The organism is Hymenobacter cheonanensis, assembly GCF_030581075.1.
GTDB lineage: Bacteria > Bacteroidota > Bacteroidia > Cytophagales > Hymenobacteraceae > Hymenobacter.
Genome location: NZ_JAUQSW010000002.1, coordinates 494,809 through 518,074, shown reverse-complemented (window position 1 = coordinate 518,074; position 23,266 = coordinate 494,809). Strand labels below are relative to the sequence as shown.

22 protein-coding genes are annotated in these 23,266 nt (G+C 60.8%); 19 read left to right on the top strand and 3 right to left on the bottom strand.

The annotated features are described in order from the left end of the window. Nucleotides 1–69 precede the first annotated feature (69 nt). The 7 genes from Q5H89_RS05785 (at nt 70) to Q5H89_RS05755 (ending at nt 8,257) form a co-directional block, all read left to right on the top strand. Nucleotides 70–762: a lipoprotein signal peptidase gene (locus tag Q5H89_RS05785; RefSeq protein ID WP_369810640.1), complete on the top strand. Its 693-nt coding sequence runs from the start codon at nt 70–72 to the stop codon at nt 760–762. Between the two features lie 46 nt (nt 763–808). Beyond that, on the top strand, nt 809–2,611 hold the full coding sequence (locus Q5H89_RS05780; RefSeq protein WP_305018353.1) for an ABC transporter ATP-binding protein: 1,803 nt from the start codon (nt 809–811) through the stop codon (nt 2,609–2,611). A gap of 3 nt (nt 2,612–2,614) precedes the next feature. Further along, nucleotides 2,615–3,376, top strand: coding sequence for an ATP-grasp domain-containing protein (locus tag Q5H89_RS05775; RefSeq protein ID WP_305018352.1), 762 nt, complete (start codon nt 2,615–2,617; stop codon nt 3,374–3,376). A 106-nt stretch (nt 3,377–3,482) separates the two neighbouring features. Then, on the top strand, nt 3,483–6,035 hold the full coding sequence (gene rnr, locus Q5H89_RS05770; RefSeq protein WP_305018351.1) for a ribonuclease R: 2,553 nt from the start codon (nt 3,483–3,485) through the stop codon (nt 6,033–6,035). A gap of 151 nt (nt 6,036–6,186) precedes the next feature. Beyond that, nucleotides 6,187–7,158, top strand: a complete 972-nt coding sequence (locus Q5H89_RS05765) for a polyprenyl synthetase family protein (protein ID WP_305018350.1) — start codon at nt 6,187–6,189, stop codon at nt 7,156–7,158. Between the two features lie 86 nt (nt 7,159–7,244). Next, nucleotides 7,245–7,886, top strand: coding sequence for a rhomboid family intramembrane serine protease (locus tag Q5H89_RS05760; RefSeq protein ID WP_305018349.1), 642 nt, complete (start codon nt 7,245–7,247; stop codon nt 7,884–7,886). 92 nt (nt 7,887–7,978) lie between these two features. Beyond that, the gene (locus Q5H89_RS05755) at nt 7,979–8,257 is read left to right on the top strand and encodes a PLD nuclease N-terminal domain-containing protein (protein WP_305018348.1); all 279 of its coding nucleotides are present in this window, start codon (nt 7,979–7,981) and stop codon (nt 8,255–8,257) included. An 84-nt stretch (nt 8,258–8,341) separates the two neighbouring features. On the opposite strand, the gene Q5H89_RS05750 is transcribed toward Q5H89_RS05755, so the two are convergent. Then, on the bottom strand, nt 8,342–8,965 hold the full coding sequence (locus Q5H89_RS05750; RefSeq protein ID WP_305018347.1) for a hypothetical protein: 624 nt from the start codon (nt 8,963–8,965) through the stop codon (nt 8,342–8,344). A gap of 107 nt (nt 8,966–9,072) precedes the next feature. On the opposite strand from Q5H89_RS05750, the gene Q5H89_RS05745 reads away from it, so the two are divergent. Beyond that, nucleotides 9,073–9,936, top strand: coding sequence for a glycerophosphodiester phosphodiesterase family protein (locus Q5H89_RS05745; protein WP_305018346.1), 864 nt, complete (start codon nt 9,073–9,075; stop codon nt 9,934–9,936). Nucleotides 9,937–10,142: 206 nt separating this feature from the next. Then, on the top strand, nt 10,143–10,529 hold the full coding sequence (locus Q5H89_RS05740) for a helix-turn-helix domain-containing protein (protein ID WP_305018345.1): 387 nt from the start codon (nt 10,143–10,145) through the stop codon (nt 10,527–10,529). A gap of 249 nt (nt 10,530–10,778) precedes the next feature. Here the strand turns inward: Q5H89_RS05740 and Q5H89_RS05735 are convergent, their stop codons facing one another. Together Q5H89_RS05735 and recF are read right to left on the bottom strand one after the other, a co-directional pair. Beyond that, the gene (locus tag Q5H89_RS05735; RefSeq protein WP_305018344.1) at nt 10,779–11,096 is read right to left on the bottom strand and encodes a DUF721 domain-containing protein; all 318 of its coding nucleotides are present in this window, start codon (nt 11,094–11,096) and stop codon (nt 10,779–10,781) included. 96 nt (nt 11,097–11,192) lie between these two features. Then, a complete protein-coding gene (recF, locus tag Q5H89_RS05730) occupies nt 11,193–12,320 on the bottom strand; it encodes a DNA replication/repair protein RecF (RefSeq protein WP_305018343.1) in 1,128 nt (375 codons plus the stop codon). Nucleotides 12,321–12,396: 76 nt separating this feature from the next. Between recF and pdhA the strand changes: the two genes are divergently transcribed. The 10 genes from pdhA to Q5H89_RS05680 all read left to right on the top strand — a co-directional run bounded on the left by pdhA (nt 12,397) and on the right by Q5H89_RS05680 (nt 23,208). Then, entirely contained in the window at nt 12,397–13,587 is a 1,191-nt protein-coding gene (pdhA, locus tag Q5H89_RS05725) for a pyruvate dehydrogenase (acetyl-transferring) E1 component subunit alpha (RefSeq protein WP_305018342.1), read from the top strand. Between the two features lie 94 nt (nt 13,588–13,681). Further along, entirely contained in the window at nt 13,682–14,443 is a 762-nt protein-coding gene (locus tag Q5H89_RS05720) for a tetratricopeptide repeat protein (protein WP_305018341.1), read from the top strand. Between the two features lie 189 nt (nt 14,444–14,632). Further along, on the top strand, nt 14,633–15,109 hold the full coding sequence (ribH, locus tag Q5H89_RS05715) for a 6,7-dimethyl-8-ribityllumazine synthase (RefSeq protein WP_305018340.1): 477 nt from the start codon (nt 14,633–14,635) through the stop codon (nt 15,107–15,109). 187 nt (nt 15,110–15,296) lie between these two features. Then, nucleotides 15,297–15,680 (top strand): TraR/DksA family transcriptional regulator, encoded by a 384-nt coding sequence (locus tag Q5H89_RS05710; RefSeq protein ID WP_157563949.1) that lies wholly within the window; start codon nt 15,297–15,299, stop codon nt 15,678–15,680. Between the two features lie 163 nt (nt 15,681–15,843). Further along, nucleotides 15,844–17,829 carry a pseudouridine synthase gene (locus Q5H89_RS05705; RefSeq protein ID WP_305018339.1) on the top strand — a complete coding sequence of 662 codons (1,986 nt, stop codon included), beginning with the start codon at nt 15,844–15,846 and terminating at the stop codon, nt 17,827–17,829. A 142-nt stretch (nt 17,830–17,971) separates the two neighbouring features. Then, nucleotides 17,972–18,730, top strand: coding sequence for a type III pantothenate kinase (locus tag Q5H89_RS05700; protein ID WP_305018338.1), 759 nt, complete (start codon nt 17,972–17,974; stop codon nt 18,728–18,730). Beyond that, on the top strand, nt 18,720–20,075 hold the full coding sequence (locus tag Q5H89_RS05695; RefSeq protein ID WP_305018337.1) for a hypothetical protein: 1,356 nt from the start codon (nt 18,720–18,722) through the stop codon (nt 20,073–20,075). Before Q5H89_RS05700 ends, Q5H89_RS05695 begins: the two co-directional genes overlap by 11 nt. 2 nt (nt 20,076–20,077) lie before the next feature. Then, nucleotides 20,078–20,653 (top strand): LPS export ABC transporter periplasmic protein LptC, encoded by a 576-nt coding sequence (gene lptC, locus Q5H89_RS05690; RefSeq protein ID WP_305018336.1) that lies wholly within the window; start codon nt 20,078–20,080, stop codon nt 20,651–20,653. Between the two features lie 8 nt (nt 20,654–20,661). Further along, nucleotides 20,662–20,916 carry a hypothetical protein gene (locus tag Q5H89_RS05685; protein WP_305018335.1) on the top strand — a complete coding sequence of 85 codons (255 nt, stop codon included), beginning with the start codon at nt 20,662–20,664 and terminating at the stop codon, nt 20,914–20,916. Nucleotides 20,917–21,081: 165 nt separating this feature from the next. After that, nucleotides 21,082–23,208 (top strand): peptidylprolyl isomerase, encoded by a 2,127-nt coding sequence (locus Q5H89_RS05680; protein ID WP_305018334.1) that lies wholly within the window; start codon nt 21,082–21,084, stop codon nt 23,206–23,208. Nucleotides 23,209–23,266 lie beyond the last annotated feature (58 nt).

Below are 23,266 nucleotides of genomic sequence, written 5' to 3'. Positions count from 1 at the left end.
GCCGTTTTTAAAGGTTCTGAAACCTCGTAATTCGGTATAAAACAGTACAAAGTAACCCAAGTTTCACCTGTGCCGACCGACTTGCCCGTAGATACTTATTCCCAGCCCCAGCGCTACCCGGCGCGGCGCGGCAGCGTGCTGCCCTTCTTTCTGTTGGCGCTGTTTGTGATTGTGCTAGACCAGCTTTCCAAATACTTGGTGCACAAGCACATGCAGCCAGGGCTGCCGGGCGAGATTCCGCTCATTGGCAATTGGTTTAAGCTGCACTACACGCTGAACCCCGGCATGGCCTTTGGGGTAGAGTTGCTGCCGCCGCCCTACGGTAAGCTCGTGCTCACGGCTTTTCGGCTGCTGGCGGCCGGGGGCATCAGCTACTACATTGTGCGGCTGTGGCGGCAGCGGGCGGCAGCGGGCTTTGTTGCCTGCATGGCGCTCATTCTGGGTGGGGCCGTGGGCAACGTGATAGATTCGCTTTTTTACGGCGTCATCTACCACAATGCGCCGTTTGGCTCGCCTACGCCGTGGTTTTTCGGACAGGTTATCGACATGCTTTACGTCGATATCTACGAAGGGTTTTTGCCGGCCTCCTGGCCCATCTTTGGTGGTAAGTACGTGTCGCTCTGGCCAATTTTCAACCTGGCCGATTCTTCCATCTTTATCGGCGTGGCGCTTATTCTGCTGCTGCAAGGCCGCTTCTTTACCCAAACCGAGCAAAACACGGCACAGGCTACGGCCGGGCCGCCGGCTTCGGAACCTGTCTAGTAAACTTGCGGCGCGGCTTTTCTCCGCGCCGTTTTTGTGATTGCCCATGCCGCTGCTTTCCGTTGAGAACCTGACCGTCGATTTTCAGTCGCAGCGCGGCAGCACCCGCGCCGTGGCCGGCATTTCGTTTGCGGTGAGTAGGGGAGAGGTAGTGGCGATTGTGGGCGAGTCGGGCTCGGGCAAGTCGGTAACGTCGCTAGCCCTGCTCGGCCTGTTGGCTAAGCCCGCCGCGCGAATTGAGAGCGGCACGGCCCGCTTCGAGTCGGAGAAGCTGGGCGCGGTCGATTTGCTGCAACTTGGCGAAACGCAATTGCAGCAGGTGCGCGGCAACGACATCAGCATGATTTTTCAGGAGCCCATGACTTCCCTGAACCCGGTGCTGACCTGCGGCTACCAGGTGGTGGAGGCCCTGCTGCTGCATACCTCGCTCAGCAAGCAGGAGGCCGAGGCGCGCACCATCGCACTGTTTACCGAGGCGCAGCTGCCGCGCCCGGCCCAGATTTTCAAAGCTTACCCGCACGAGATAAGCGGCGGCCAGAAGCAGCGCGTGATGATTGCGATGGCCATGGCCTGCCGCCCGGCGCTGCTCATCGCCGATGAGCCCACCACGGCGCTCGACGTGACGGTGCAGGCGCGCATCTTGCAGCTCATCCGCGACCTGCGGCGCGAGCACGGCACGGCCGTGCTGTTCATCACCCACGACCTGGGCGTGGTGGCCGAAATTGCCGACCGCATTCTGGTGATGTACCGGGGCAAGGTAGTGGAGCAGGGTACGGTGCTCGACATTTTTACCCGGCCCCAGCACCCTTACACGCAGGGGCTGCTAGCCTGCCGCCCGCGCCTGTCGATTGGGAAGCCGCGCCTGCCGGTGGTGGCCGACTTTATGCAGACCGACGCCGCCGGCAACCTGGTGGCGCACGCCAGCGGGCTAGGGCAGCAGGTGCTGCAAACGGGCTTCGCGGAGTTACGAAGCAATGTTGAAAGCGCCAAAACGTTCCCCGTGGAACAAAAAACGCGTTCCACGGCCGAAAAACCGCTGTTGCAGGTCGAGAGCCTGCGCGTGTACTTCCCGGTTCGCAAGGGCTTTTTTTCACGCACCACCGACTTTGTGCGGGCGGTAGATGAGGTGAGCTTTACCATTTATCCCGGCGAAACGGTAGGGCTGGTGGGCGAGTCGGGCTGCGGCAAAACCACGTTGGGCCGGGCGTTGCTTCGCCTCACGGAACCAACGGCCGGCCGCATCCTGTTTGAAGGCACAGACCTGGCGGCGCTGCCTGCTGGCGAATTGCGCCACCGGCGGCGCGAGTTTCAATTGGTATTTCAGGACCCTTACGCCGCCCTGAACCCCATGCTCACGGTGGGCGAGGCGATTCTGGAACCCCTGCGGGTGCACGGGGTAGGCGGCAGCCGCGCCGAGCAAAAGGCCCGGGTGCGCGAGCTGCTGCGTACCGTGGGCCTGAGCGACGACGCCGAGCAGCGCTACCCGCACGAGTTCAGCGGCGGGCAGCGGCAGCGCATCTGCATTGCGCGGGCACTAGCCCTGCGGCCCAAGCTCATTGTGTGCGACGAGTCGGTGTCGGCGCTCGATGTGAGCGTGCAGGCACAGGTGCTCAACCTGCTCAACGACCTTAAGCGCGAGCTGGGCATCACCTACCTGTTCATTACCCATGACCTATCGGTGGCCCGCTTCATGAGCGACCGCCTGCTGGTAATGAGCCAGGGCAAAATTGTGGAAAGCGGCCCGGCGGCCGAAGTCTACGCCAACCCCCGGCACCCGTACACACAGCAGCTGCTAGCCGCCATTCCCAGCGACGACCCGGCGCGAATTGCGGCCCGCGTCAACTCCTAGCCTATGCACCTTGTTTATCCTTGCCTGCCTTACCGGCCCCGCACCATTGACCCCCTGTGGGAGCCGGAGTACGAGTGGGCGCGGGCGCAGGGGCTGGCAACGGGGCTAGTCGACCTGGAGGAAAACAAAGCCTGGGTACCAGCGCTGGCTGCGGCTGCCCAGCCGCAAGTAGTTTACCGGGGGTGGATGCTAACGGGCGCCGAGTACCGGCAGCTAGGGCAGTTGCTGCCGCTGGCCGTGCCGCCGGCCGAGTACCTGGCTTCGCACCAGGCTACCGGCTGGTATGATGCCGTAGCGGCGTACACTTTCCCGAGTCGCTTTCTGCACAAGCCAACCGAGCTGGATTTCGCCGGTGGGCGGGAATATTTCGTAAAGGGCCTCGTGAAATCATTCGGAGCGGATTCGATTGTCTCGACCCAGGAGCAGCTAGCCGGCTTTTGGGCGCGCCAGGACCTGCCGGCTGGTACTCCACTTTTTGTGCGCGACTTTGTGGCGTTGAAACCCGCTTCGGAGCGCCGCTTTTTTGTAGTGCGTGGCCACGCATACGGGGCCAATGGCGCCGCGCTACCCTTGTCGCTGCAAGCTGCGGTGGTAGCGTTGCGGCCCCGGCTTTTTTATTCGCTGGACGTAGCCGAAACGCTCGCCGGCCAGCCAGTGCTGGTTGAAGTCGGCGACGGCCAGGTATCAGACCTGAAAGAGTGGTCGGTTGCCGAGTTTGGCCACCGCGTGCTGCGGGCGCTGGCCACCGCTCAGCCGGCCAGCTGAACTTTTAGTAATTCCGGAGCGGAGTATTGCTCCGTTCGACATCTTTACCCCGCGTCGCCTTCGTCAATCTTACCTCAAGCTGTCTGGCGGCCGTCTTACCCAATCCATGAAAAACCCTAAAGACCCCGCTGCCCCCCGCGCCACCCGCGCGAAGGCAGCCCCCGCCGCCCAGGCAACCCCCGTTTCAAAAGTTGCGGCCGTAGCGGCTGGCATCGATAAGGATACAGTCTACCGCCAGTTTGCCGACAACCCCGGTAAGGTGCTGGCTTATCGCCAGCTTTCGCGCCGGCTAGGTATCACTACCAAAGTGCAGCGCGAAGAATTATTTGCGCACCTCAAAGAATTGAAGCAGGCTGGCAAGCTGGAGTTGCTTCAGAACGACGATTATCGGCTGGCTAGCCCTACCGACCTGCAAGTAGCCGCCAGCGCTGCTAAGGGCCGGAAAACAACTAAAAAAGCCGAGTCAATTGCTGCGCCTTCCCCGGCGCTGGAAGAGGAATTTGGCCAGGACCCCATTGTGCACCGGCGCCGCTCGGCGGGCTTCGACCACCCTGGCGATGGCCCCGACCGGCCCCGGCGCGACAGCAATACCGTCATCGGTACGGTGGCCCTGGCTACGCCGCGCTTTGCCTTCGTAGTGCGCGAGGATGGCGAGGGCGACGATATCCGCGTCTTCACCGACCAGCTGCGCTACGCGCTGGATGGCGACCTGGTGCGGGTGCGCCTGCGCGGCATTCGCGACGGCCGCCTGACGGGCGACGTGGTGGAAGTGCTCAAGCGCCAGCGCCCCGAGGTGGTGGGCCGCCTGCAGGTGCAGGGCTCAATTGGCTTCGTGAAGCCGGACAACCGCAAGGCATATTTCGACGTGATGGTGCCGCCGCAGGAGCTGCACGACTCGCGCAACGGCGACAAGGTGCTGGTGCGCATTACTGAGTTCCCGGACCACGAGGGGCAGGGCCGCAACCCGGTCGGCACCATCATCCGCAACTTCGGGGCGGCCGGCCAGAACGAGGCGGAGATAAACGCCATCATGGCCGAGTTCGGCCTGCCGTTTGAGTTTCCGAGCGCGGTAGAGGAGGAGGCCGACGCCATCCCGACCACCATTACGAAGGAGGAAATTGCCAAGCGCCGCGACTTCCGCGATATCCTCACCTTCACCATCGACCCGGCCGACGCCAAAGATTTCGACGATGCGCTGAGCCTGCGCACGCTGGACAACGGTAACTACGAGGTGGGCGTGCACATCGCCGACGTGACCCACTACGTGCGGCTAGGCACCGAGCTGGAGCGCGAGGGCAAGAGCCGCGCTACCTCGGTGTACCTCGTGGACCGCGTGATTCCGATGCTGCCCGAAAACCTCTCCAACGGCCTCTGCTCGCTGCGGCCCAATGAGGACAAGCTGACCTTCTCGGCCGTGTTTGAGCTGGATGAGAAGGGCAAGCTGGTGGATTCCTGGTTTGGTAAAACCGTCATTCACTCCGACCGCCGCTTCAGCTACGAGGAGGCTCAGGAGCGCATCGAAACCGGCGAGGGCGACCTGGCCGAGGAAATCAATCTGCTGAACCGGCTGGCCAAAAAGCTCTCGGCCGAGCGCTTCCGCAAGGGCGCCATCTCGTTCGAAACGCAGGAGGTGAAGTTCAAGCTAGGAGAGGACGGCAAGCCGCTAGGGGTGTACGTGAAGGAGCGCAAGGACGCGCACAAGCTCATCGAGGAGTTTATGCTGCTGGCCAACCGGCGGGTGGCCGAGTACGTGTTTGGCCTCAAAAAAACAAAGCCGCGCTTCACGATGGTGTACCGCACCCACGACGCGCCCGACCCCGACCGCCTCGAAAACTTCGCCCTCTTCGCCCAGAAATTCGGCCACAAGCTGAACCTGGCCAATCCCAAAAAAGTCAGCACCGAGCTTAATAAGCTCAGCGAAGACGTGGTGGGCAAGCCCGAGCAAAACGTGATTCAGGGGCTAGCCATCCGCTCGATGTCGAAGGCCATTTACAGCACCGAGCCGCTCGGGCATTTCGGCCTGGCGTTCGCGCACTACTCGCACTTCACCTCGCCCATCCGCCGCTACCCCGACATGATGGCCCACCGCCTGCTGGAGCACTACCTGGAGGGCGGCAAGAACGTGCCCGTGGAGCCGGTGGAGGAGGAGTGCAAGCACTCCTCGGCCCGCGAGAAGCTAGCGGCCAACGCCGAGCGCGCCAGCATCAAGTACAAGCAGGTCGAGTACATCGGTGCGCACATCGGCGAGCAGTTTACGGGCGTGGTATCGGGCCTTACCGAGCGCGGCATTTACGTCGAGATTGAGGCCAACAAGTGCGAAGGCATGGTGCGCATCTCCGACATTCCGGGCGACACGTTTGAGCTGGATAAGGACAACTACCGCCTGGTAGGGCGGGGCTCGAAGCGCATCATCCAGTTCGGCGACGAGCTGCAAGTCATCGTGACCTCGGCCAACCTGCTCGACCGCACCATCGACATGGAGCTGGTCGATAACCGGCCCGAGCACATCAAGCAGCGCGAGCGCGCCGAGCGCGAAGCCGGCCGCGCCAGCCGCGGTGGTGGCTACCGCGGCGACAAAGGCGGCAAAGGCGGCAGCCCCCGAAGTGGCAACGGCAGCAGCGGCGGCCGAAACGACAAGGGCGGCAAACGCCGCCGCTAGCCTTGAAATTTCGTTTGTTATTGCGAGCGCAACGAAGGGGAGCGCGGCAGTCTTTCCTAGTCGTTGTGGTACCAACCCAGTGTCAAAGAGAGGTTGCCGCGCTCTCCTTCGTTGCGCTCGCAATGACAATTATCCCCCGACCTTTGCCCCTGTGCAAACTGACCTTTCAACCCTCCTGCAGCAAGCCCTAAAAGAGCTTGACTATGGCCAGCAACCGGCCACTCTCTACGACCCTATTCGCTACATCATGAGCCTTGGCGGCAAGCGCCTGCGGCCTTTGCTGACGCTGCTAGGCGGCCAGCTTTTCACCGATGACCTGGCGCCCCTCGTGAAACCGGCGCTGGCCACCGAGGTCTTTCACAACTTTACCCTGGTGCACGATGACCTGATGGACCAGGCGCCGCTGCGGCGCGGGCAGCCCACCGTGCACGAAAAATGGAATGCCAGCACGGCCATCCTCTCGGGCGATGTGATGCTGGTGCGGGCCTACGAGCTGCTCTTCGAAAACGTGCCCCTGGCCGTGCTGCCGCAAGTGCTGCGCCGCTTCTCCCAAACTGCCGCCGAGGTGTGCGAGGGCCAGCAGTGGGACATGAATTTTGAGACTGAAACCACCGTTACCATCCCGCAGTACCTCGACATGATTCGGCTGAAGACGGCCGTGCTGCTCGGCTTTGCCCTGGAACTGGGCGCCGTGCTGGCCGGCGCCGGCGCCGGCGATGCCGAGCACCTGCGGCAGTTCGGCACCGACATCGGGCTGGCCTTCCAGCTGCGCGACGACCTGCTCGACGTGTACGGCGATGCCGCCACTTTCGGCAAGCGGGTGGGGGGCGACATCATTTCCGATAAGAAAACCTTTCTCCTGCTTACTGCCCAGGCCCAGGCCAACGCCGCTCAGCAAGCGGCCCTGGCGCAGCACATCGGTCAGCCCGTGGCCGATGCTGAGGCTAAGGTGCAGGCTGTACGCAGCGTGTATGATGACCTCACTATTCGCCCCCAAACGGAGGTGCTCATCAACCAGTATTTCGAGGATGCTCTGCTGCACCTCAATCGCATTGAGGTGCCAGCGGCCCGCAAGGAGCCGCTACGGCAGCTAGCCTTGCAACTGCTGGAGCGCGAGTCGTAGCACCGTAGCGCAGGCTTTTAGTCCGCGAGTATTACCGGCTCGCCTTGCTCAATCGCGGGCTGAAAGTCCGCGCTATCCCCTTCCTTATGTTCAATCCCGTCCTGATTCTCATCGGCCTCACGGTCGCCATCTCCGCCTACGCCTGGTCCAACCGCGACCTGCTGGAGGCCTGGATTATGGAGCCCTACGTGATGGCCCGCAACGGGCAGTGGTACCGCCTGCTCACCTCCGGCTTCCTGCACGCCGACTGGAGCCACCTGCTCTTTAACATGTTTGCCTTCTACTCCTTCAGCCCCATTGTGCTGAGCACGCTGGCCCAGGCCTACGAGCCGGGCGCGGGGCTAGGGCTGTTTTTGCTGCTGTACCTGGGGGGCATCGTAGTGTCGGATTTGCCAACTTATTTCCAGCACCGCGATGACCGCGGCTACCGCAGCCTCGGGGCATCGGGCGGGGTAGCGTCGGTGCTGTTTGCCAGCATTCTGCTGTTTCCGGTCAATACCAACGGAGGCGGTATCATCATTTTTCCGCTGCCCGTGCCCATTCAGCCCTTCCTGTTTGGCTTCCTGTACCTGGCTTATTCTTACTACATGGGCCGCCGCCGGGCCGATAACGTCAACCACGACGCCCATTTCTACGGAGCGCTCTACGGGGTTTTGCTCATTATCGCGCTGGTGCCGGGGGTGCTGCCCCACTTCGTGCAGCAAGTATCAGCCTACATTCATAAATAAGCAAATTATTGATTTTTAGAAGCGGAATCCTGACTTTTTTCGCTGATTTGCGTAAAGGCCAGCACACACCATTCTTCCAACTCTTCTTCACAATGACGCGCTTTCTCTCTACCATTGCCGCCCGCCTGTCGCCGGCTATGTTGCTAGGTATCATATCTAGCCTATTATTAACTTCATGCGGCCCAACTCGCACCGTTGATGGTCGGCTAACTACCGCTGGAGTTATCCACCTGATTTTAGCCCTCTACTGCATTGTGAACCTACTTGGGCAGAACTGGTCATTAGGGAAAAAACTAATCTGGGGCCTTATAATCTTCTTCTTCCCTTTTGGTGGCTCTATTCTCTACCTTCTATTCTCAGGTAGAAATTAGTTTTTACTTTGGTTCGCCAATCAAAAAACCCTTAGCCAGAATGGCTAAGGGTTTTTTGATTGGGTAAAGATTGCTGAGATGTCGTTACTTCAGCAGGCGAGCTTTTTCGAGCCTAGCCACGCCCTGTAGCAGCTCGCCGGCGTTGGTAATCTGCTTGGCCTGCCAGTGCCCATCGGGCTGCTTGAGTAGCTTCACTTCCACCACCATTGTAGTATCGTAGCGCGGCTGCGTAAACTCCAGCCCTACCAAGGCCTCGTTGCCCTTGTCGGTAGAGTATTTCACGCCCTTAAACTTGCTGTCGGGGCTAACCACGCGCCCGGCCAGGCCCAGGAAGGACAGGTTGACCAAGCGCTTGGGCGCGGCGGCCTGCGCAGCTTCCAGCGAGCCCGTTTCCACGTAGCGCTGCATTTCGTTGTGGGCAGCTTTGGCCAGCTGGGGCTTAAGCAGCCGCAGGCCACCACGCAGGGCTAGCCCGCCCCCCGGCACCAGGGCCGTGAGGGCACCGCCCTGGCTAGCCACCTCATCTACCAAATGGCCCGTAAGCGCGTCTACATCCACGTAGCGCTCAAAGGTGGCTACGTCGTGGGTTTGGGTAGCTGTGGCCGCTTGCAGCAAGGCATATTCCGGGCCTTTTTTAAGGGAGCTATAGTAGTAATACCCCCCGGCCACCAGGGCCAGGAGCACGATAAACAACAGTAAACGTTTCATCAGAGGGGAGACGACGGGTAAAAAATGAACGGGCAGTAAGGCCTAGTGAAATACAAAGAAAAGCGCCCGCTTGCCTCGCCGCCGCCTACCCGCGTACAACCCCGTATATGCTACCTCTTCCTGATTTATTGCCGCCCGTCCGGCCCGAAGTGCACGGCCACCGTGGCTGCCGGGGGCTCTTTCCCGAAAATACCTTGCCTGCCTTTCTCCATGCCCTGGCGCTGGGAGTTGATGTGCTGGAGCTGGACGTAATCATCTCGGCCGACCAGCAGGTGGTTGTCTCTCACGAGCCCTGGCTAAGTGCGCGGCTCGGGCGCGGCCCCACTGGCGAGCTTATAGCGGCGAGCCAGGAGCGCAGCTACAACCTCTATCAGTTGCCCTACGCTGCCATTCAGCGCTGCGTGGTAGGAGAGTGGCCGCACCCCGATTTCCTGCAGCAGCAGGCCAGCCCTGCCCCGCGGCCCCTGTTGCGCGAGGTGCTGCGTGCCATTGAGGCGGCGTGCCGGCGCCTGGGCCGGTCCCCCGTTGGCTACTCCATCGAGGTGAAAAGCACACCGGAAGGCGATGGTATTTTTCATCCTACGCCTAGCCCTTTTACAGAGTTGGTACTCGCCGAAATTCATTCCGCCGGCGTGCAACAGCGCACTACCTTGCTGAGCTTCGACCTGCGCGTTTTACAAGCGGCCCGGCCGCTGGCCCCTGCCCAGCGGCTGTGTTTGCTTAGCGAAACGGAGGAACCCGCCGCCTCCCTCTTCCAGCAGCTCGGGTTTGTGCCCGATGTGTTCGGCCCCGATTACCACCTGTTGTCTCTGGCAATGGTTAAAACTCTGGCTGCTGCCTACCCCCGCCTACGGCTGGTACCCTGGACCGTGAACAGCCTCGATGACCTGCGCCAGGTAATTAGCTGGGGAGTTGCCGGCATCACTACCGATTACCCTGACCGCCTGCTAGGCCTATTGCCTGCAAGCTAGGTTATATGTGTTGCGTTACAAAAAATACGCCGACAGTGTAAAATCAATACTCTGTAAAAAATCGCGTAGCTGTTTTTTTGTAAAAATTGTTCATTATGTAAACTAACTTGTAACACCTGATAATTCTGTAATTTGTTAACAAGTAATTTGGTTTGTGACACTGTCTTAAACGTATTTGCACGCGTAATCTGTAACATCGGTGCTTCATGGCTCATCAAGGCGAAATACTGCAGGAGGCTATCAAAAGCAGTGGTATCTCTATTACGCGCATTGTGGAGGAACTAGGTATTACACGCCCTACCATTTACCGTAAGTTCAAGGAAGATACACTGGACGCAAATTTTGTAAAGAGCGTGGGACAAATTATTGGTCACGATTTTTCGCAGGATTTTACAACAGCTCAACAATCGACTTTGCCATTTGTAACACCTATTGTCCGTCAAAGTGTTACAAATAATGTTACACCACGTGTAACACCACTCATAAAACCCGATTCTGACGCAGCTAGCCAGCTTTTGGCTCTCCAAACCAAGTACATCGCACTGTTGGAGGCATACAATGAGTTGCTCCTGAAAGTGTATGGACCCAGGTAACAAAAATGTTCCACGTGAAACATTTTTGTAGTACACCGATTTAGATAGGCCTTTTAGTAGGCGCTCAATGTGCAATAGCGCAACCCCGAGCATCGCGGTAGCGGGCATTGCTGCTGCAAGGCTAAAGCAGGTTGTAACTGGCTGATACAACCGCCGACAAGGGTGGCTTGACAGGAGGGTACCACCTCATGCTGCCAGCAAAGCACAGCGTAGTTAGGCTGTCTGCCGGGGCAACTCAGTCGGTACGGCTTATAGGAAAATTACTTCCGTCACCACTTGGGTGCCTAACTCGGCGTTGAGCATTTCCAGTACCCTGGTCTTCGCCATTACCAACTCGTGCTTAAGGGGCGCGGATGTAAGGCGCACGAAAAGCTTGCCTTTGCTCACGTAGACTTCCTTGGTTTTGAGAGCTACCGCTTTGCCCATTACCCGCTCCCAGCTTGCTACTACGGTCACCTCATTGAGCTTGCTACCGAGGCGGTAGGCTCTCACCAAAGCCTCAAGGCCTTCCTTCAAGGGCATAATGTCGGCCCGGCGAGCGGTAGGGGAGAGGCTGGGTTTTTTCACGAAGGAGGGCTGGAAAGCGCGCAAGCAGACCCAGCTGAAAAGGGGTGCGTTGCGGCTCCAAAATTACGCCCGCCGAGCTGATAACCGGCCCCAAAATCAGAGGGGAGCTACTCGGCCGGCTTGTACCCCAAACCGCTGAATAGCGCTGCTAACCCCGGCCAACGCCTGGTCGGTGCGCGCCAGATTGGTGTCGGTCAGAAAGACCTGCCCGAAGGTTTGGTCGGCTACCAGTTCCAGCAGCCGGGCAATGCGCTTATCATCAAGCCGGTCAAAAATATCGTCGAGCAGCAAGAGCGGCTTAGCGGCTGGCTGTCCGGCCGGCTGGGGGCGAGCGGCTAGCAACTCGAACTGCGCAAGCTTGAGTGCGATGGCAAATGATTTTTGCTGGCCCTGCGAAGCGTAGCTTTTGACGGGAAGCCCATCCATAAGAAAAACGAAATCGTCGCGGTGGGGGCCGGTGGTGCTACGCTGCAACACTAAGTCGCGTCGCTCGTTGGCAAGCAGCAAGTGGCGAAAGTTTTGGCCCGGCAGCTGGCTTTTATATTCCAGCAGCACCTCCTCGCGGCCGTCGGCTAGCTGCGCATAGTGCTTCTGAAAAACCGGGACGAACTGCGTAAGAAAGCTGGCGCGTAAGGCGGAGAGGCTCTCACCTAGTGGAGCTAGCTGGTCGTCGAGCGCTTGCAGGTAGAGCGTATCGAAACCGTGGCTGCCGCCACCCTGCTTTAGCGTAGCATTACGCTGGCGCAGCAAGCCATTGTACTGAAGAAGCAGTTCCAGAAACTCGTGGTCGAGCTGCGATTGCAGGCTGTCGAAGTAGCGCCGCCGCTCCTCGCTACCCTGCCGGATAAGGTCCGTATCGTAGGGCGAAATGAGTACGGCGGGGTAGCGGCCAATGTGGTCGGCCAGCCGGTCGTAAGGCTGTTTATTGTGCGTAATAGTCTTTTTCTGCCCTACCCGCAGGCTCACTTGGATAGTTTCGGGCTGGTCGGTTTGGGAGCTGGTAAATTTGCCTTTCACCACGAAAAAGTCAGCACCTTGCTTAATGCTCTGAGTGTCGGCACTGGCAAAAGCGCTCTTGGTAAGTGCCAGATAATAAATGGCATCCAGCAGATTAGTCTTCCCGCTACCATTGTCACCAATGAAGCAGTTGATGCCAGGGCAAAAAGCCAGCGCTGCCTCGTCGTAGTTCTTAAAAAACAGTAGGTGGAGTTGGTCAAGCGTCATTCGGGGCGTGGGGGTGAGAGTACGGTTGGTATTACGTAATTTCGCCCTCCCAACGCGAAATTATATACCCCGAATCATGGCGGAGTCGAAAGTAAAGGATGCGCCGAAAGGTGGCGCAAACGGCAGCAAGAACGGCAACGATGCCAACGGCCAGACGCCGAAGGTAGTTGACGCCGCTACGGGTGTCGAAACAGCAAAGCAGCCGTCGGTGGAGGAATTGCCGGATGCCCATGAAGGCGGCAACCCCGCCAACGAGCCGGTGGCTACTTCGCCCGCTCAGCCCGAGTTCCCGAAAGAAACCTACCTCACCTGGTATGAGCAGATGCAGCTCATGCGCAAATTTGAGGAGAAGGCTGGCCAGCTATACGGCCAGCAAAAAATTAAGGGTTTCTGCCACCTCTACATCGGCCAGGAGGCTTGCGTAGCGGGGGCCGTATCGGCCCTGGAAAAAGGCGACAAATACATCACCGCCTACCGCGACCACGCGCACCCCCTAGCCTTGGGCACTTCGCCCAACGCCATTATGGCCGAGCTGTTTGCTAAAGCTACCGGCTGCTCGAAAGGAAAGGGGGGCTCGATGCACATGTTCGATAAGGAAGTTGGCTTCATGGGCGGGCACGGCATTGTGGGCGGTCAGATTCCGATGGGGGCCGGCATTGCCTTTGCTGAGAAGTATAACAAGACCGGCAAACTCTGCATCTGCTACATGGGCGACGGCGCAGTGCGCCAGGGTGCGCTGCACGAAGCCTTTAATATGGCTATGTTGTGGAAATTGCCCGTTATTTTTGTGGTGGAGAACAACGGCTACGCCATGGGCACGGCGGTCGGCCGCTCGTCTAACGTGACGGAGCTGCACATCATCGCCGAGGGCTACCAGATGCCCAATGAGCCGGTGAATGCCATGAACGTGGAAGACGTGCACCACGCCGTGGCCCGCGCCGCCGAGCGCGCCCGAAACGGCGAAGGCCCGACTTTTCTTGAGTTCAAGACCTACCGCTACAAAGGCCACTCGATGAGCGACCCGGCCAAGTACCGCACCAAGGAAGAAGTAGAAGAGTACCGCCACCGCGATACCATCGAAGCCGTGCGCCACACCATTCTCACGCACAACATAGCGACCGAGGATGAGCTGGCGGCCATTGATGAGCGCATCAAGGCGCAGGTGCAGGAGTCGGTAGATTTTGCCGAGAAATCGCCTTACCCCGATGCGGCCGAGCTTTACCACGACGTGTACGTGCAGAACGACTACCCGTATATTCACGATTAGTTTCACTCTTTAACCCGGCCCCTTGCCTTTGCGGCCGGGTGGCCCCAAGCAGCGCCGCCCACCCAAGAACTGCGCCGCTGAGCTACCTATCCTGATGTCTAAGATTCCTTACACCGGCAAAACGCCGGGTGCCCGCCAGCCCGTTCGCCCCGTCTCGACCGACCCGCTAGCCCCGGCCGAAACGTATGCTACCGAGAACCCGCTTCTCGAAGACCCCGATGCGCTGGCCGCCCGCCTGGCCAATTCGGAGGACTTCGTGCGCCGCAACCGCAACCTGCTGCTAGGGGTGCTGGTGGCGGTGGTGGCGGTGGTGGCCGGCGTGTTTGGCTACAACTACTGGCGCACCGAGCAAAATACGCTGGCGCAAAATGCCATGTACAAGGCTGTCGATTATTGGGAAGCCGACTCGCTGAGCAAGGCTACCAAGGGCGATGGCAAGCACCCTGGCCTGGCCAAGGTGGCTAGCGAGTACAGCGGCACGAAGGCCGGCAACCTGGCCAACTTTTACGCCGGCGTGGCCGCCCTGAAGGAAGGTAAATTTCAGGACGCCTACAACTACCTAGATAAGTTCAGCTCGGACGACTACCTGGTGCAGTCGCGCGCCTACGCCCTCATGGGCGATGCCAAGCTGGAGCTGAACCAACCTAAGGATGCCGCCGAGTTGTATGCCAAGGCGGCCGACCACAATGCCAACGATTTCTTTTCGCCCGGCTACGTGCTCAAGCAGGGAATTGCCCTGGAAGCGGCTAAAGACAACGCGGGCGCCATCAAAGCCTACGACCGCATCCTGAACGACTACGCCGCCTCGCAGGAGGCTAGCGAGGCGCGGCAGCGTAAGGCGGCCATTGCGCAGTAAGCAGGTCACGCAAAACCATTCCGGCCAACGGCGCTTTCCTACCACGGAGAGCGCCGTTGCTTTTTAGTAAGGCATCCGGCATCCTATACCCAATTCCTCACCCCCAGAAGCCAAGTAGCTGATTATAGCGGCCATTACTGGCGGCACTCACATCAGCGAAGTCCGTTTCATCCGTTAAATCTGCGATTCATGGCAACTGCCTTGCAAAACCTCAGCTCCTACGACGGGAGCAGCTTTGTCGACATCAGCGAAAAACGCTTTGGCCTGGTAGTGGCCGAGTGGAACCGCGAACTCACCGATACCCTTAGCACGGGGGCCTACGATACCCTGCTCAAACACGGGGCGAAGGCCGAGAACATTTTCCGCAACACCGTGCCTGGCAGCTTCGAGCTAACGCTAGGGGCCCAGTTTCTGGCCCAGCACGAGGAGATAGATGCCGTCATTTGCCTGGGCGTCGTCATCAAGGGCGATACCAAGCACGACGACTATATCTGCCACGCCGTGGCGCAGGGCATTACTACGGTAGGGCTGAAATATAATAAGCCCGTAATATTTGGCCTGGTTACGACCAATACGCTGGAGCAGGCCTGGGACCGCGCCGGCGGCCGCCACGGCAACAAAGGCGTAGAGGCCGCCGTGGCCGCCATTCAGATGCTCGGATTCTGAAGGAATAAGGAAGGCAGCGAAGCAAAGCCGTGAAAACTAATTACCTTTGCCCCGCGAAACCTAGCCCGGCGCAAAAACCACTAGAGCCCAGCCAGCTGTTTTGCCAAACTTTTTAGTTGGGCAGGGCGTTGGGTTGACCTAGCTGCGCTACTAGGTGGCCTATTCATTATCTTTTACTTGCTTTTCGATGACCGAGGAAAACCTCCGCTATTCGCGGGAAGACTTAGCTGAGTTTGACCAGATTATTCAGGATAAGCTTACGGCCGCCCGTAAGGAGCTATCCTTTATCAAGGAAACGCTGACCCGCAACAACGAGTCGGGCACCGACACCACGGCGGCATCGCTGAAGGTATTGGAGGATGGCGCTGAGACCGCCGAGAAGGAAAGCCTGAACCAGCTGGCTTCGCGCCAGATGAAGTTTATTCAGCAGCTTGAAAACGCGCAGCTGCGCATTAAGAATGGCACGTATGGCGTGTGCATCGGCACGGGCAAGCTCATTCCGAAAGAGCGCCTGCGGGCCGTGCCCCACACCCAGCACTCGATTGAGGCCAAGCTGGCCCGGCGCGACTAAGCGCGGCCACGGCACATGGCCCGGACCCGTACCTGGCGCTTCGGCGGCCGGCATGCGGGTCCGGGCTTTTTTTTACCGACTGCCACCCGGGCAGACACTAGCACTCACCAGCGCCGGCGGCGCGGGACTATAAGCCAGCAATTAGATTAAATTACTTACAGAGATGGGCAAGCAACATTCAGACGACAGGCCGGCGCGGCGCGGCAATGATTCGCGGAGCAACGATTCGCGCGGTAATGACTCGCGGAGCGGCTACCAGCCCCGGAGCGGCAACGGCGGCGGCAGCAACTATAAAGGCAGCCGCCCCGATGGGCGCGGCGAAGGCTACTCGCCGGCCCGCCCCACCTTTGGGCAGGGCGGTGGCAATAAGTTTGGTGGCCGCCCTAGCGGCAACGGTGGCAGCTTCGGCAAGCCGGCCTACGGCGAGAAGCGCAGCTTTGGCGGCGACCGCCCTGAGCGCGGCGGCACTGGCGAAAAACGTAGTTTTGGCGGGGAGCGCAATGCGGGAGCTTTTGGCGAGAAGCGTAGCTTCGGTGGCGAGCGTACGCCGGGTGCCTTTGGCGAAAAGCGCACGCCCGGTGCGTTTGGCGAAAAGCGTAGTTTCGGGGGCGACCGTGGCGGCGCTGGCAAGTTTGGCGGCGACCGAGGCAACTCCAGCTATGGGGAGAAGCGCAGCTACGGTGGCGACCGCCCCGAGCGCGGCAGCTTCGGTGGCGACCGCGAGGCGCGCCCCCGTCGCTTCGAGCAGAATGAAGGCGGCGAGCCCCGCAGCCGTGAGGACCGCGGCGACCGCCCGGCGTATCCGCCCAAGCCCATCTGGCAGGGCCAGCCCGTGCGCTACGAAGGCAAGCCGACCGTACCGCGTGGTACCGCCGGCGAGCGCAACCGCAAATTTATAAAGCGTAACCCCGATGGCACGCCCGTGGAAGACACCAATGCGCGCCCGGCCTACACCGGCCGCGACGAGCGCCGCTCGTTTGAGGAGCGAGGCAGCCGCGACGAGCGCCCCCGCTCCGAGGGCAACCGCGAGGACCGTCCGGCCCGTCGTGAGTTCACGCCGCGCCCGGGTGGCGACGACCGCCGCGGTAGCTTCGGCGACCGCCGCCCGGCTAGCGGCGACGGCGGCGAGCGCCGCACCTACGGCAGCCGCGAGGGCAGCGACCGCCCCGCCGGCCGCGAGCGCACTGAGGGCGCCTTTGGCAAGCCGCGCAGCTACGGCGAGCGCCCTACCAATACCGGCAGCGGCACCTTCCGCGAGCGCCGCGAGGCCATGCGTGCCGCTGAGAGCGGGCCTCGCTCGAGCACAGGCTACGGCCGGGCCGACAAGCCGAAATTTGGGGAAAAGCCGGGCGAAGCACCCGATTACAAAAACCTCAAGCACTACGAAAATGACAAGACGCGCGGCAACAAGCGCCGCGCCAGCGAGGAAGATTTTGGCAATGAAGAGCTGCGCCTGAACCGCTACATCGCCAACGCCGGTATTTGCTCGCGCCGCGAGGCCGATTCGCTGATTGCGGCCGGCGAAATCCGCGTGAATGGTGAGGTAATTACCGAAATGGGCTACAAAGTGCAGCCCACCGACACGGTGCAGTACGGCAAAACCAACCTCAACCGCGAGAAGGTGGTGTACGTGCTGCTCAACAAGCCTAAAGACTTCCTCACGACTACCGACGACCCCGAGGGCCGCAAAACGGTGATGGACCTGGTGAGAACGGCGTCGAAGGAACGCATTTTCCCGGTGGGCCGCCTCGACCGCAATACTACGGGCCTGCTGCTTTTCACCAACGATGGGGAAGTGGCGCAGAAGCTGTCGCACCCCTCGCACAAAAACAAGAAAATCTACCAGGCCGAGCTTGATAAGCCCCTCACGGCCGACCACCTGGCCCAGATTGCCGCCGGCCTGGAGCTGGAAGATGGCAAAGCCGAAGTAGACGATGTGGCCGTAGTAGCCGGCAACCCGCACTTTGTGGGCATTGAGCTGCACGTAGGCCGCAACCGCATTGTGCGTCGCATATTCGAGCACCTCGGCTACGACGTGGTGGCCCTCGACCGCGTGCAGTACGCGGGCCTGACCAAGAAGGACCTGCCGCGCGGCAAATGGCGCTTCTTGAGCGAGCAGGAGGTTATCCGGCTGAAGTATTTCATGTAGCTTTTGCTTTCGATAATAGTAATGTCATGCTGAGCTTGTCGAAGCATCTTGGTCGCACTGCTAGGCTTAACACCCCTGGCGATACTACCAAGATGTCTCGGCAAGCTCAGCATAGTTTTTTAGGGTAACAGGCAAATAAAAAATGACCACCCTAGCTCTTGACCTCGGCAATACGGCGCTGAAGTACGGCGTGTTTGGGACCGCGGGCTTGCGCGAAAGCGGCGTGCTGGCGGCACCCGCCCACCTATCCGAGTTGTGGCAGCGCACGCAGCCCGTGCACGCCATCCTAGCGTCGGTGGCCAATGAGGCGGGCACGCAACCCTGGCTGGCCGCCCTGGCGGCAACTGACGGCTTGCGCCGGATTCTGCCGTTTCGGCCCGGTTTCACGCCCGTGCCGGTGCGCAATGCCTACACCACGCCCCACACCCTGGGCGCCGACCGCCTGGCCGCCGTGGTGGGCGCCGCCAGCCTGCGCCCTGCACAGCACACCCTGGTAATCGACGCTGGCACCGCCTTGAAGCTGGACTTGGTAACGGCCGATGGCACCTACCACGGCGGCAGCATTGCGCCGGGGCTGCGCATGCGCTTGCAGGCGCTGCACACGTTTACGGGCCGGCTGCCGTTGCTGGAGCTGCCGGCCGTGGGCGAGGCGGTGCAACTAATCGGCGACTCCACGGCCTCTTGCCTGCTGAGTGGGGTGCTGCGCGGCACGGCCGCCGAGGTGCGCGGGCTGGTGGCTGAGTATCAGCAACTGTACCCCGGCTTGGGGCTGCTGCTCACGGGCGGCGACGCGCCGTACCTGGCGGCAGCGCTAGGGCCGCTAGCCAGCCGTATCTTTGTGGTGCCAGAACTGGTGCTGCTTGGCCTGGATAAGATTTTACGCTATAATGTTGACAACTAAAAAACTATCCGGGGCCCTGCTGACGGCCGCTGCTACCTTGCTCGCCGGCTCGGCTCTGGGGCAGGGGCTGGGCAATTCACCCTACTCGCGCTACGGCCTGGGCGATACCAACGGCAACTACGGCGGCGTGCGCCAGCTGGGCATGGGCGGCACCGGCCTGGCCGCCCCTAACACGGGCAACGTCAACGAATTAAACCCGGCTTTGCTCGTGTACGCGCCCCGCACCACGTGGGAGGCGGCTTTCACGGCGCAGGCCAAAACCATTCGCAACACCACGGCTTCCAACCGCTCGGGCACCGGCACGCTGGGCTACCTGGCCCTGGCCGTGCCCCTGAACAAGCGCTGGGGCGCCGCCATTGGCCTGAAACCCTACAGCACCGTCGATTACCAGGCTTCCAACGTGGGTTCGGTCAATGGCGACCCCACGGGCATTGCGGCCCGGCGCTACCAGGGCACGGGCGGGCTGTCCGAAGCCTACCTGGCCACCGGCATTCACGTGCTGCGCGACCTCAACATCGGGGGCAGCGCCTCGTATTTGTTCGGCACCATCACGCAGAGCATCGGCACGGCCATCTACCCCTTTGGCACCTACGACCTCCAAACGCGCCTGCCGCTGACCACCAACCGCCAGCAGGTAGTAGATAATGAGCAGCTGCGCTACTCCGACTTCCTGTTTCGGGCCTCGGCGCACTACCGCCACCAGTTCAGCAAGGATTTCAACCTGAACCTGGCCGCCGTGCAAACCTTCGAGGGACGCCTCAAGGCCAACCGCCAGCGCACTACCGAGCAGCAGGATGCCAACGGCGCCGTAATTGCGGGCACCAGCACCGTGCAGCTCTCCGACGACAGCGGTACCATCACGGTGCCGGCCCAAACGCAGGTGGGCCTGAGCTTCGACAATGGCCGCAACTGGAGCTTCAGCGTCGATGGCGGCTACCAGCAGTGGTCGCAGTTCCGCACGTTCAGCATCGTGTCGGCAGAAGGCCTCAGCAACACCTGGCGCGTAGCCACCGGCGGCGAGTTTACGCCCGACCCCGGTTCGGTAGAGCACTACTTTGAGCGCGTAACCTACCGTGCGGGCCTCAGCGTGGCCCAGATGCCGTATGCACCGCTCGGCGGCCGCCTCTACGACCGCGCCGTGCACTGGGGCTTCGCATTTCCGCTGCCCACCGCCACGGCCCTCGAATCGACGGTTATCAGCCTGGCCTTCCTCTACGGGGTGCGCGGCAACACCGACTACCTCTACGGCAGCAGCGGCAGCAGCAACGTGCAGGAAAAATACGTGCGCGTGCAGGTGGGCGCCACCCTCAGCAACCGCTGGTTTATCAAGCGCCGCCTGCAGTAGCCATGCGCGGGCTTCAACACTGGCGGGGGGCTAGCCTCGCGGCGGGCGTGCTGCTGGCCGGGCTGGCCGCCGCCTGCCAACCTAAGCAGCAGGAGGCGCCCCGCGTGATTTACAACGGCCCGCTGATTGAAACCAACAACGTGGTAACGCTGCTCAGCGACTCGGCTAGGCTGCACATCCGCCTCACGGCCCCGCTTGAGCAGCGCTTCGAAAACAGCGATATCCTGTACCCGAAAGGCGTTACGGTCACGTTTTATGATAAGATGGGCAAGCTCATTATCAACACCCTGGTGGCCAGATGGGGCAAGTTCGACAGTGCCAAGCAGCTTTACATTATGCGCGGGGCGGTGAAGGTGGCCAACGTGCCGCAGCAGCAGACGCTCAATACGGAAGAGCTGTTTTACAACCGCAGCCAGCAAAAAATCTACACCGACAGCGCCATGTTTGTGCGCGTGCAAACGCCTACCGAAGTGCTCACCGGCTACGGCCTCACGGCCAACCAGGATTTCTCGCGCTACGGCATTCTGCGGCCCGAAGGCACCTTCAGCATCGACCAGGCCCAGACCCTGGGTAAGTAACTCCCGCTATGAAATTTGACAAGTCGTTGCTGCGCACTGTGCTCTTTTCGCTGGGCGTGGTGGCCTTCGTAATTGGGGTGTACCAGACCATTGTGGAGCAGAACCTGGGCCGCAATTACTGGATATTCATGATTTCGCTGGCCTGCTGGCTGCCCCTCAACTACTGGCGCCAGCAGGAGGCCCGCCGCGCCAAAGAAGCCGAGGTGGCCCAGCAGGTAGCCGCCCTCAACAAGCCGGCCAAGAAAAATAAGAAGCGCCGCTAGGCCCGGCCGGGCCGGTTTGGGCCTAGCCAAGAGGCCAGTGGCTTGAAAGTTCGGGCGATTCGTGGTTATTTTGCGCCTCTTTTGTGTGGATAGTTGATTGTTAATTGCTAGCCTTTGCAAAATCAACAACCAGTAGTCAACTATCAGCAATCAACTTTTGAATTAATGGCTTTAATTAACACGATTCGGGAAAAGTCGGGGGTGGCCGTGGGCGCCGTCGCCGTCGGGATGCTGCTCTTCATAGTGGGCGGCGACTTGGTAGGAGGGAAAAACCGCCTGTTTGGCCGCGATGGCAACGTGGTAGGTGAGGTCAACGGCCAGAAAATCGAGCTACCCGAGTTTAACGCTGCCCTGGAGCAGGCCAAGCAAAACTTTGCCAACCAGCAGGGCCGCCAGCCCGATGAGCAGGCCACCGGCTATCTGCGCGACCAGACCTGGAACCAGCTGCTGTACCGCCGCGCCTTCCAGCCCGAGCTGGATAAGCTGGGCCTGAGCGTGGGCGACGAGGAGGCCGTGGACATGGTACAGGGCGACAACCCCAACCCCGCCATCCGCCAGGCTTTCACCGACCCCAAGACGGGGCAGTTCGACCGGGCCCGCCTCATCGAGTACCTCAAAAACCTCGATAAGCTGCCGCCCGATGCCCAAGCGGCCTTCCGCAACTTCGAAACCAGCCTGCGCGACTTCGACCGGCCGGTGAACAAGTACAATGCCCTGCTCAAAAATTCGGTGTACGTGACCTCGGCCGAGGCCAAAGCCTTTGACCTGGCCCAGAACTCGAAGGTGAATTTCCGCTACCTGTTCGTGCCCTACACCAGCGTGTCGGACTCGGCCTTCAAGCCCACCGACGCGCAGCTGCAAGACTACCTCGACCGCCACAAGGCCCGCTACAAAGTAGAAGACGGCCGCAGCATCGAGTACATTGTGGTGCCCGAAACCGCCACCAAGGAAGACAGCGCCGCCCTGCGCCAAAGCGTGGCCGGGCTAGCCCAGCAATTCCGCACCGCGCCCAACGACTCGCTGTTTGTGCGCGCCAACTCCGACCAGCCCTACAACCACGCCTACCTCTCGCCGGCCGACCTGCCCGAGCAGCTCCGCAAGCAGCTGCCGCTAAAAGTAGGGGAGGTATACGGCCCTTATGTGGAAGGCAATACCCTGGCCATCTATAAGATAACGGGTGCCAAGGCCGGCACCAAGCCCGCCGCCCGGGCCAGCCACATCCTCATCAAGGCCGATGCCCAGATGACGCCGGAGGCCAAAGCCGCCGCCAAAAAGCAGGCCCAGGACATTCTAAACAAAATCAAGGCGGGGGCCGATTTCGCGGCGATGGCCCGGCAGTTTGGCACCGATGGTACCAAGGACCAGGGCGGCGACCTCGGCTGGTTTGAGGAGGGCCGCATGGTGCCGGCCTTCAGCAAGGCCGTGTTTGCAGCTACTAGCCCCGGCCTGCTGCCCAACCTCGTGGAAACCAACTTCGGCTACCACATTATTAAGGTAACGGCCCCCAAAACCAACCAGACTTACCAAGTAGCCGCCGTAGTGAAGGCCGTGCAGCCCAGCGACGCTACCCGCGAAGCTGCCTACACCCGCGCCGAGCAGCTGCAAGCTGATGCCGGCAGCCTCGAAGCGTTCCGCGCCCTGCCTACCAAAGACAAGACCCTGCAAAAGCAGGAAGCCAAATTTGTAGCCCGCGATGCGCAAACGGTGGGCAACCTGCCCGGCTCGCGCGAGATTGTGCGCTGGGCCTTCGGCAACAGCGCCGATGGCGGCGATACCAAAGTGGGCGATGTACGCAAGTTTGACATCGGCGATGTGCACGTGATTGCCGCCGTGACCGGCAGCCGCGACAAGGGCACCGCTACCATCGAGAGCATTCGCCCCGAGCTAACGGCCGCCGTGCGCAACGAATTGAAAGCCAAGCAAATTATGGCCAAGCTGGCCGGTAAAACCGGCTCGCTTGATGACCTGGCCAAGGCTGCCGGCAACGGCGCCGTGGTGCAAACCGCCGAGGGCGTGGCCCAGGCGCAGGGCACCATTCCGAACGTGGGCTTCGAGCCCGAGGCCGTGGGCCGCGCCTTTGCGCTGAAGCCGGGCCAGAAATCGGCTCCCATTCAGGGCGAGCAAGGCGTGCTGGTGGTAGAAGCCACCACGCTCTTCCCGGCCACGCCGAGCGACGTGAAAATGGTGCGCCAGCAGCTTACCCAGCAGCGCCAGCAGCGCCAGGATGGCCTCATCTACGAAGCCATCAAGGGCCAGGCCAAGGTGAAGGACAACCGCTCGAAGTTCTTCTAAGCCGCTAGCCGGTTAAAAGCCAAGGGGCTGTACCTTCGGGTGCAGCCCCTTTTTTGTG

Excerpts from the sequence above, each read along its gene's own strand:
- Q5H89_RS05780 (WP_305018353.1), top strand. The coding sequence starts at position 809 with ATGCCGCTGCTTTCCGTTGAGAACCTGACCGTCGATTTTCAGTCGCAG.
- Q5H89_RS05775 (WP_305018352.1), top strand. The coding sequence starts at position 2,615 with ATGCACCTTGTTTATCCTTGCCTGCCTTACCGGCCCCGCACCATTGAC.
- rnr (WP_305018351.1), top strand. The coding sequence starts at position 3,483 with ATGAAAAACCCTAAAGACCCCGCTGCCCCCCGCGCCACCCGCGCGAAG.
- Q5H89_RS05760 (WP_305018349.1), top strand. The coding sequence starts at position 7,245 with ATGTTCAATCCCGTCCTGATTCTCATCGGCCTCACGGTCGCCATCTCC.
- Q5H89_RS05755 (WP_305018348.1), top strand. The coding sequence starts at position 7,979 with ATGACGCGCTTTCTCTCTACCATTGCCGCCCGCCTGTCGCCGGCTATG.
- Q5H89_RS05750 (WP_305018347.1), bottom strand. The coding sequence starts at position 8,965 with ATGAAACGTTTACTGTTGTTTATCGTGCTCCTGGCCCTGGTGGCCGGG.
- Q5H89_RS05745 (WP_305018346.1), top strand. The coding sequence starts at position 9,073 with ATGCTACCTCTTCCTGATTTATTGCCGCCCGTCCGGCCCGAAGTGCAC.
- Q5H89_RS05740 (WP_305018345.1), top strand. The coding sequence starts at position 10,143 with ATGGCTCATCAAGGCGAAATACTGCAGGAGGCTATCAAAAGCAGTGGT.
- recF (WP_305018343.1), bottom strand. The coding sequence starts at position 12,320 with ATGACGCTTGACCAACTCCACCTACTGTTTTTTAAGAACTACGACGAG.
- pdhA (WP_305018342.1), top strand. The coding sequence starts at position 12,397 with ATGGCGGAGTCGAAAGTAAAGGATGCGCCGAAAGGTGGCGCAAACGGC.
- Q5H89_RS05720 (WP_305018341.1), top strand. The coding sequence starts at position 13,682 with ATGTCTAAGATTCCTTACACCGGCAAAACGCCGGGTGCCCGCCAGCCC.
- ribH (WP_305018340.1), top strand. The coding sequence starts at position 14,633 with ATGGCAACTGCCTTGCAAAACCTCAGCTCCTACGACGGGAGCAGCTTT.
- Q5H89_RS05710 (WP_157563949.1), top strand. The coding sequence starts at position 15,297 with ATGACCGAGGAAAACCTCCGCTATTCGCGGGAAGACTTAGCTGAGTTT.
- Q5H89_RS05705 (WP_305018339.1), top strand. The coding sequence starts at position 15,844 with ATGGGCAAGCAACATTCAGACGACAGGCCGGCGCGGCGCGGCAATGAT.
- Q5H89_RS05700 (WP_305018338.1), top strand. The coding sequence starts at position 17,972 with ATGACCACCCTAGCTCTTGACCTCGGCAATACGGCGCTGAAGTACGGC.
- lptC (WP_305018336.1), top strand. The coding sequence starts at position 20,078 with ATGCGCGGGCTTCAACACTGGCGGGGGGCTAGCCTCGCGGCGGGCGTG.
- Q5H89_RS05685 (WP_305018335.1), top strand. The coding sequence starts at position 20,662 with ATGAAATTTGACAAGTCGTTGCTGCGCACTGTGCTCTTTTCGCTGGGC.
- Q5H89_RS05680 (WP_305018334.1), top strand. The coding sequence starts at position 21,082 with ATGGCTTTAATTAACACGATTCGGGAAAAGTCGGGGGTGGCCGTGGGC.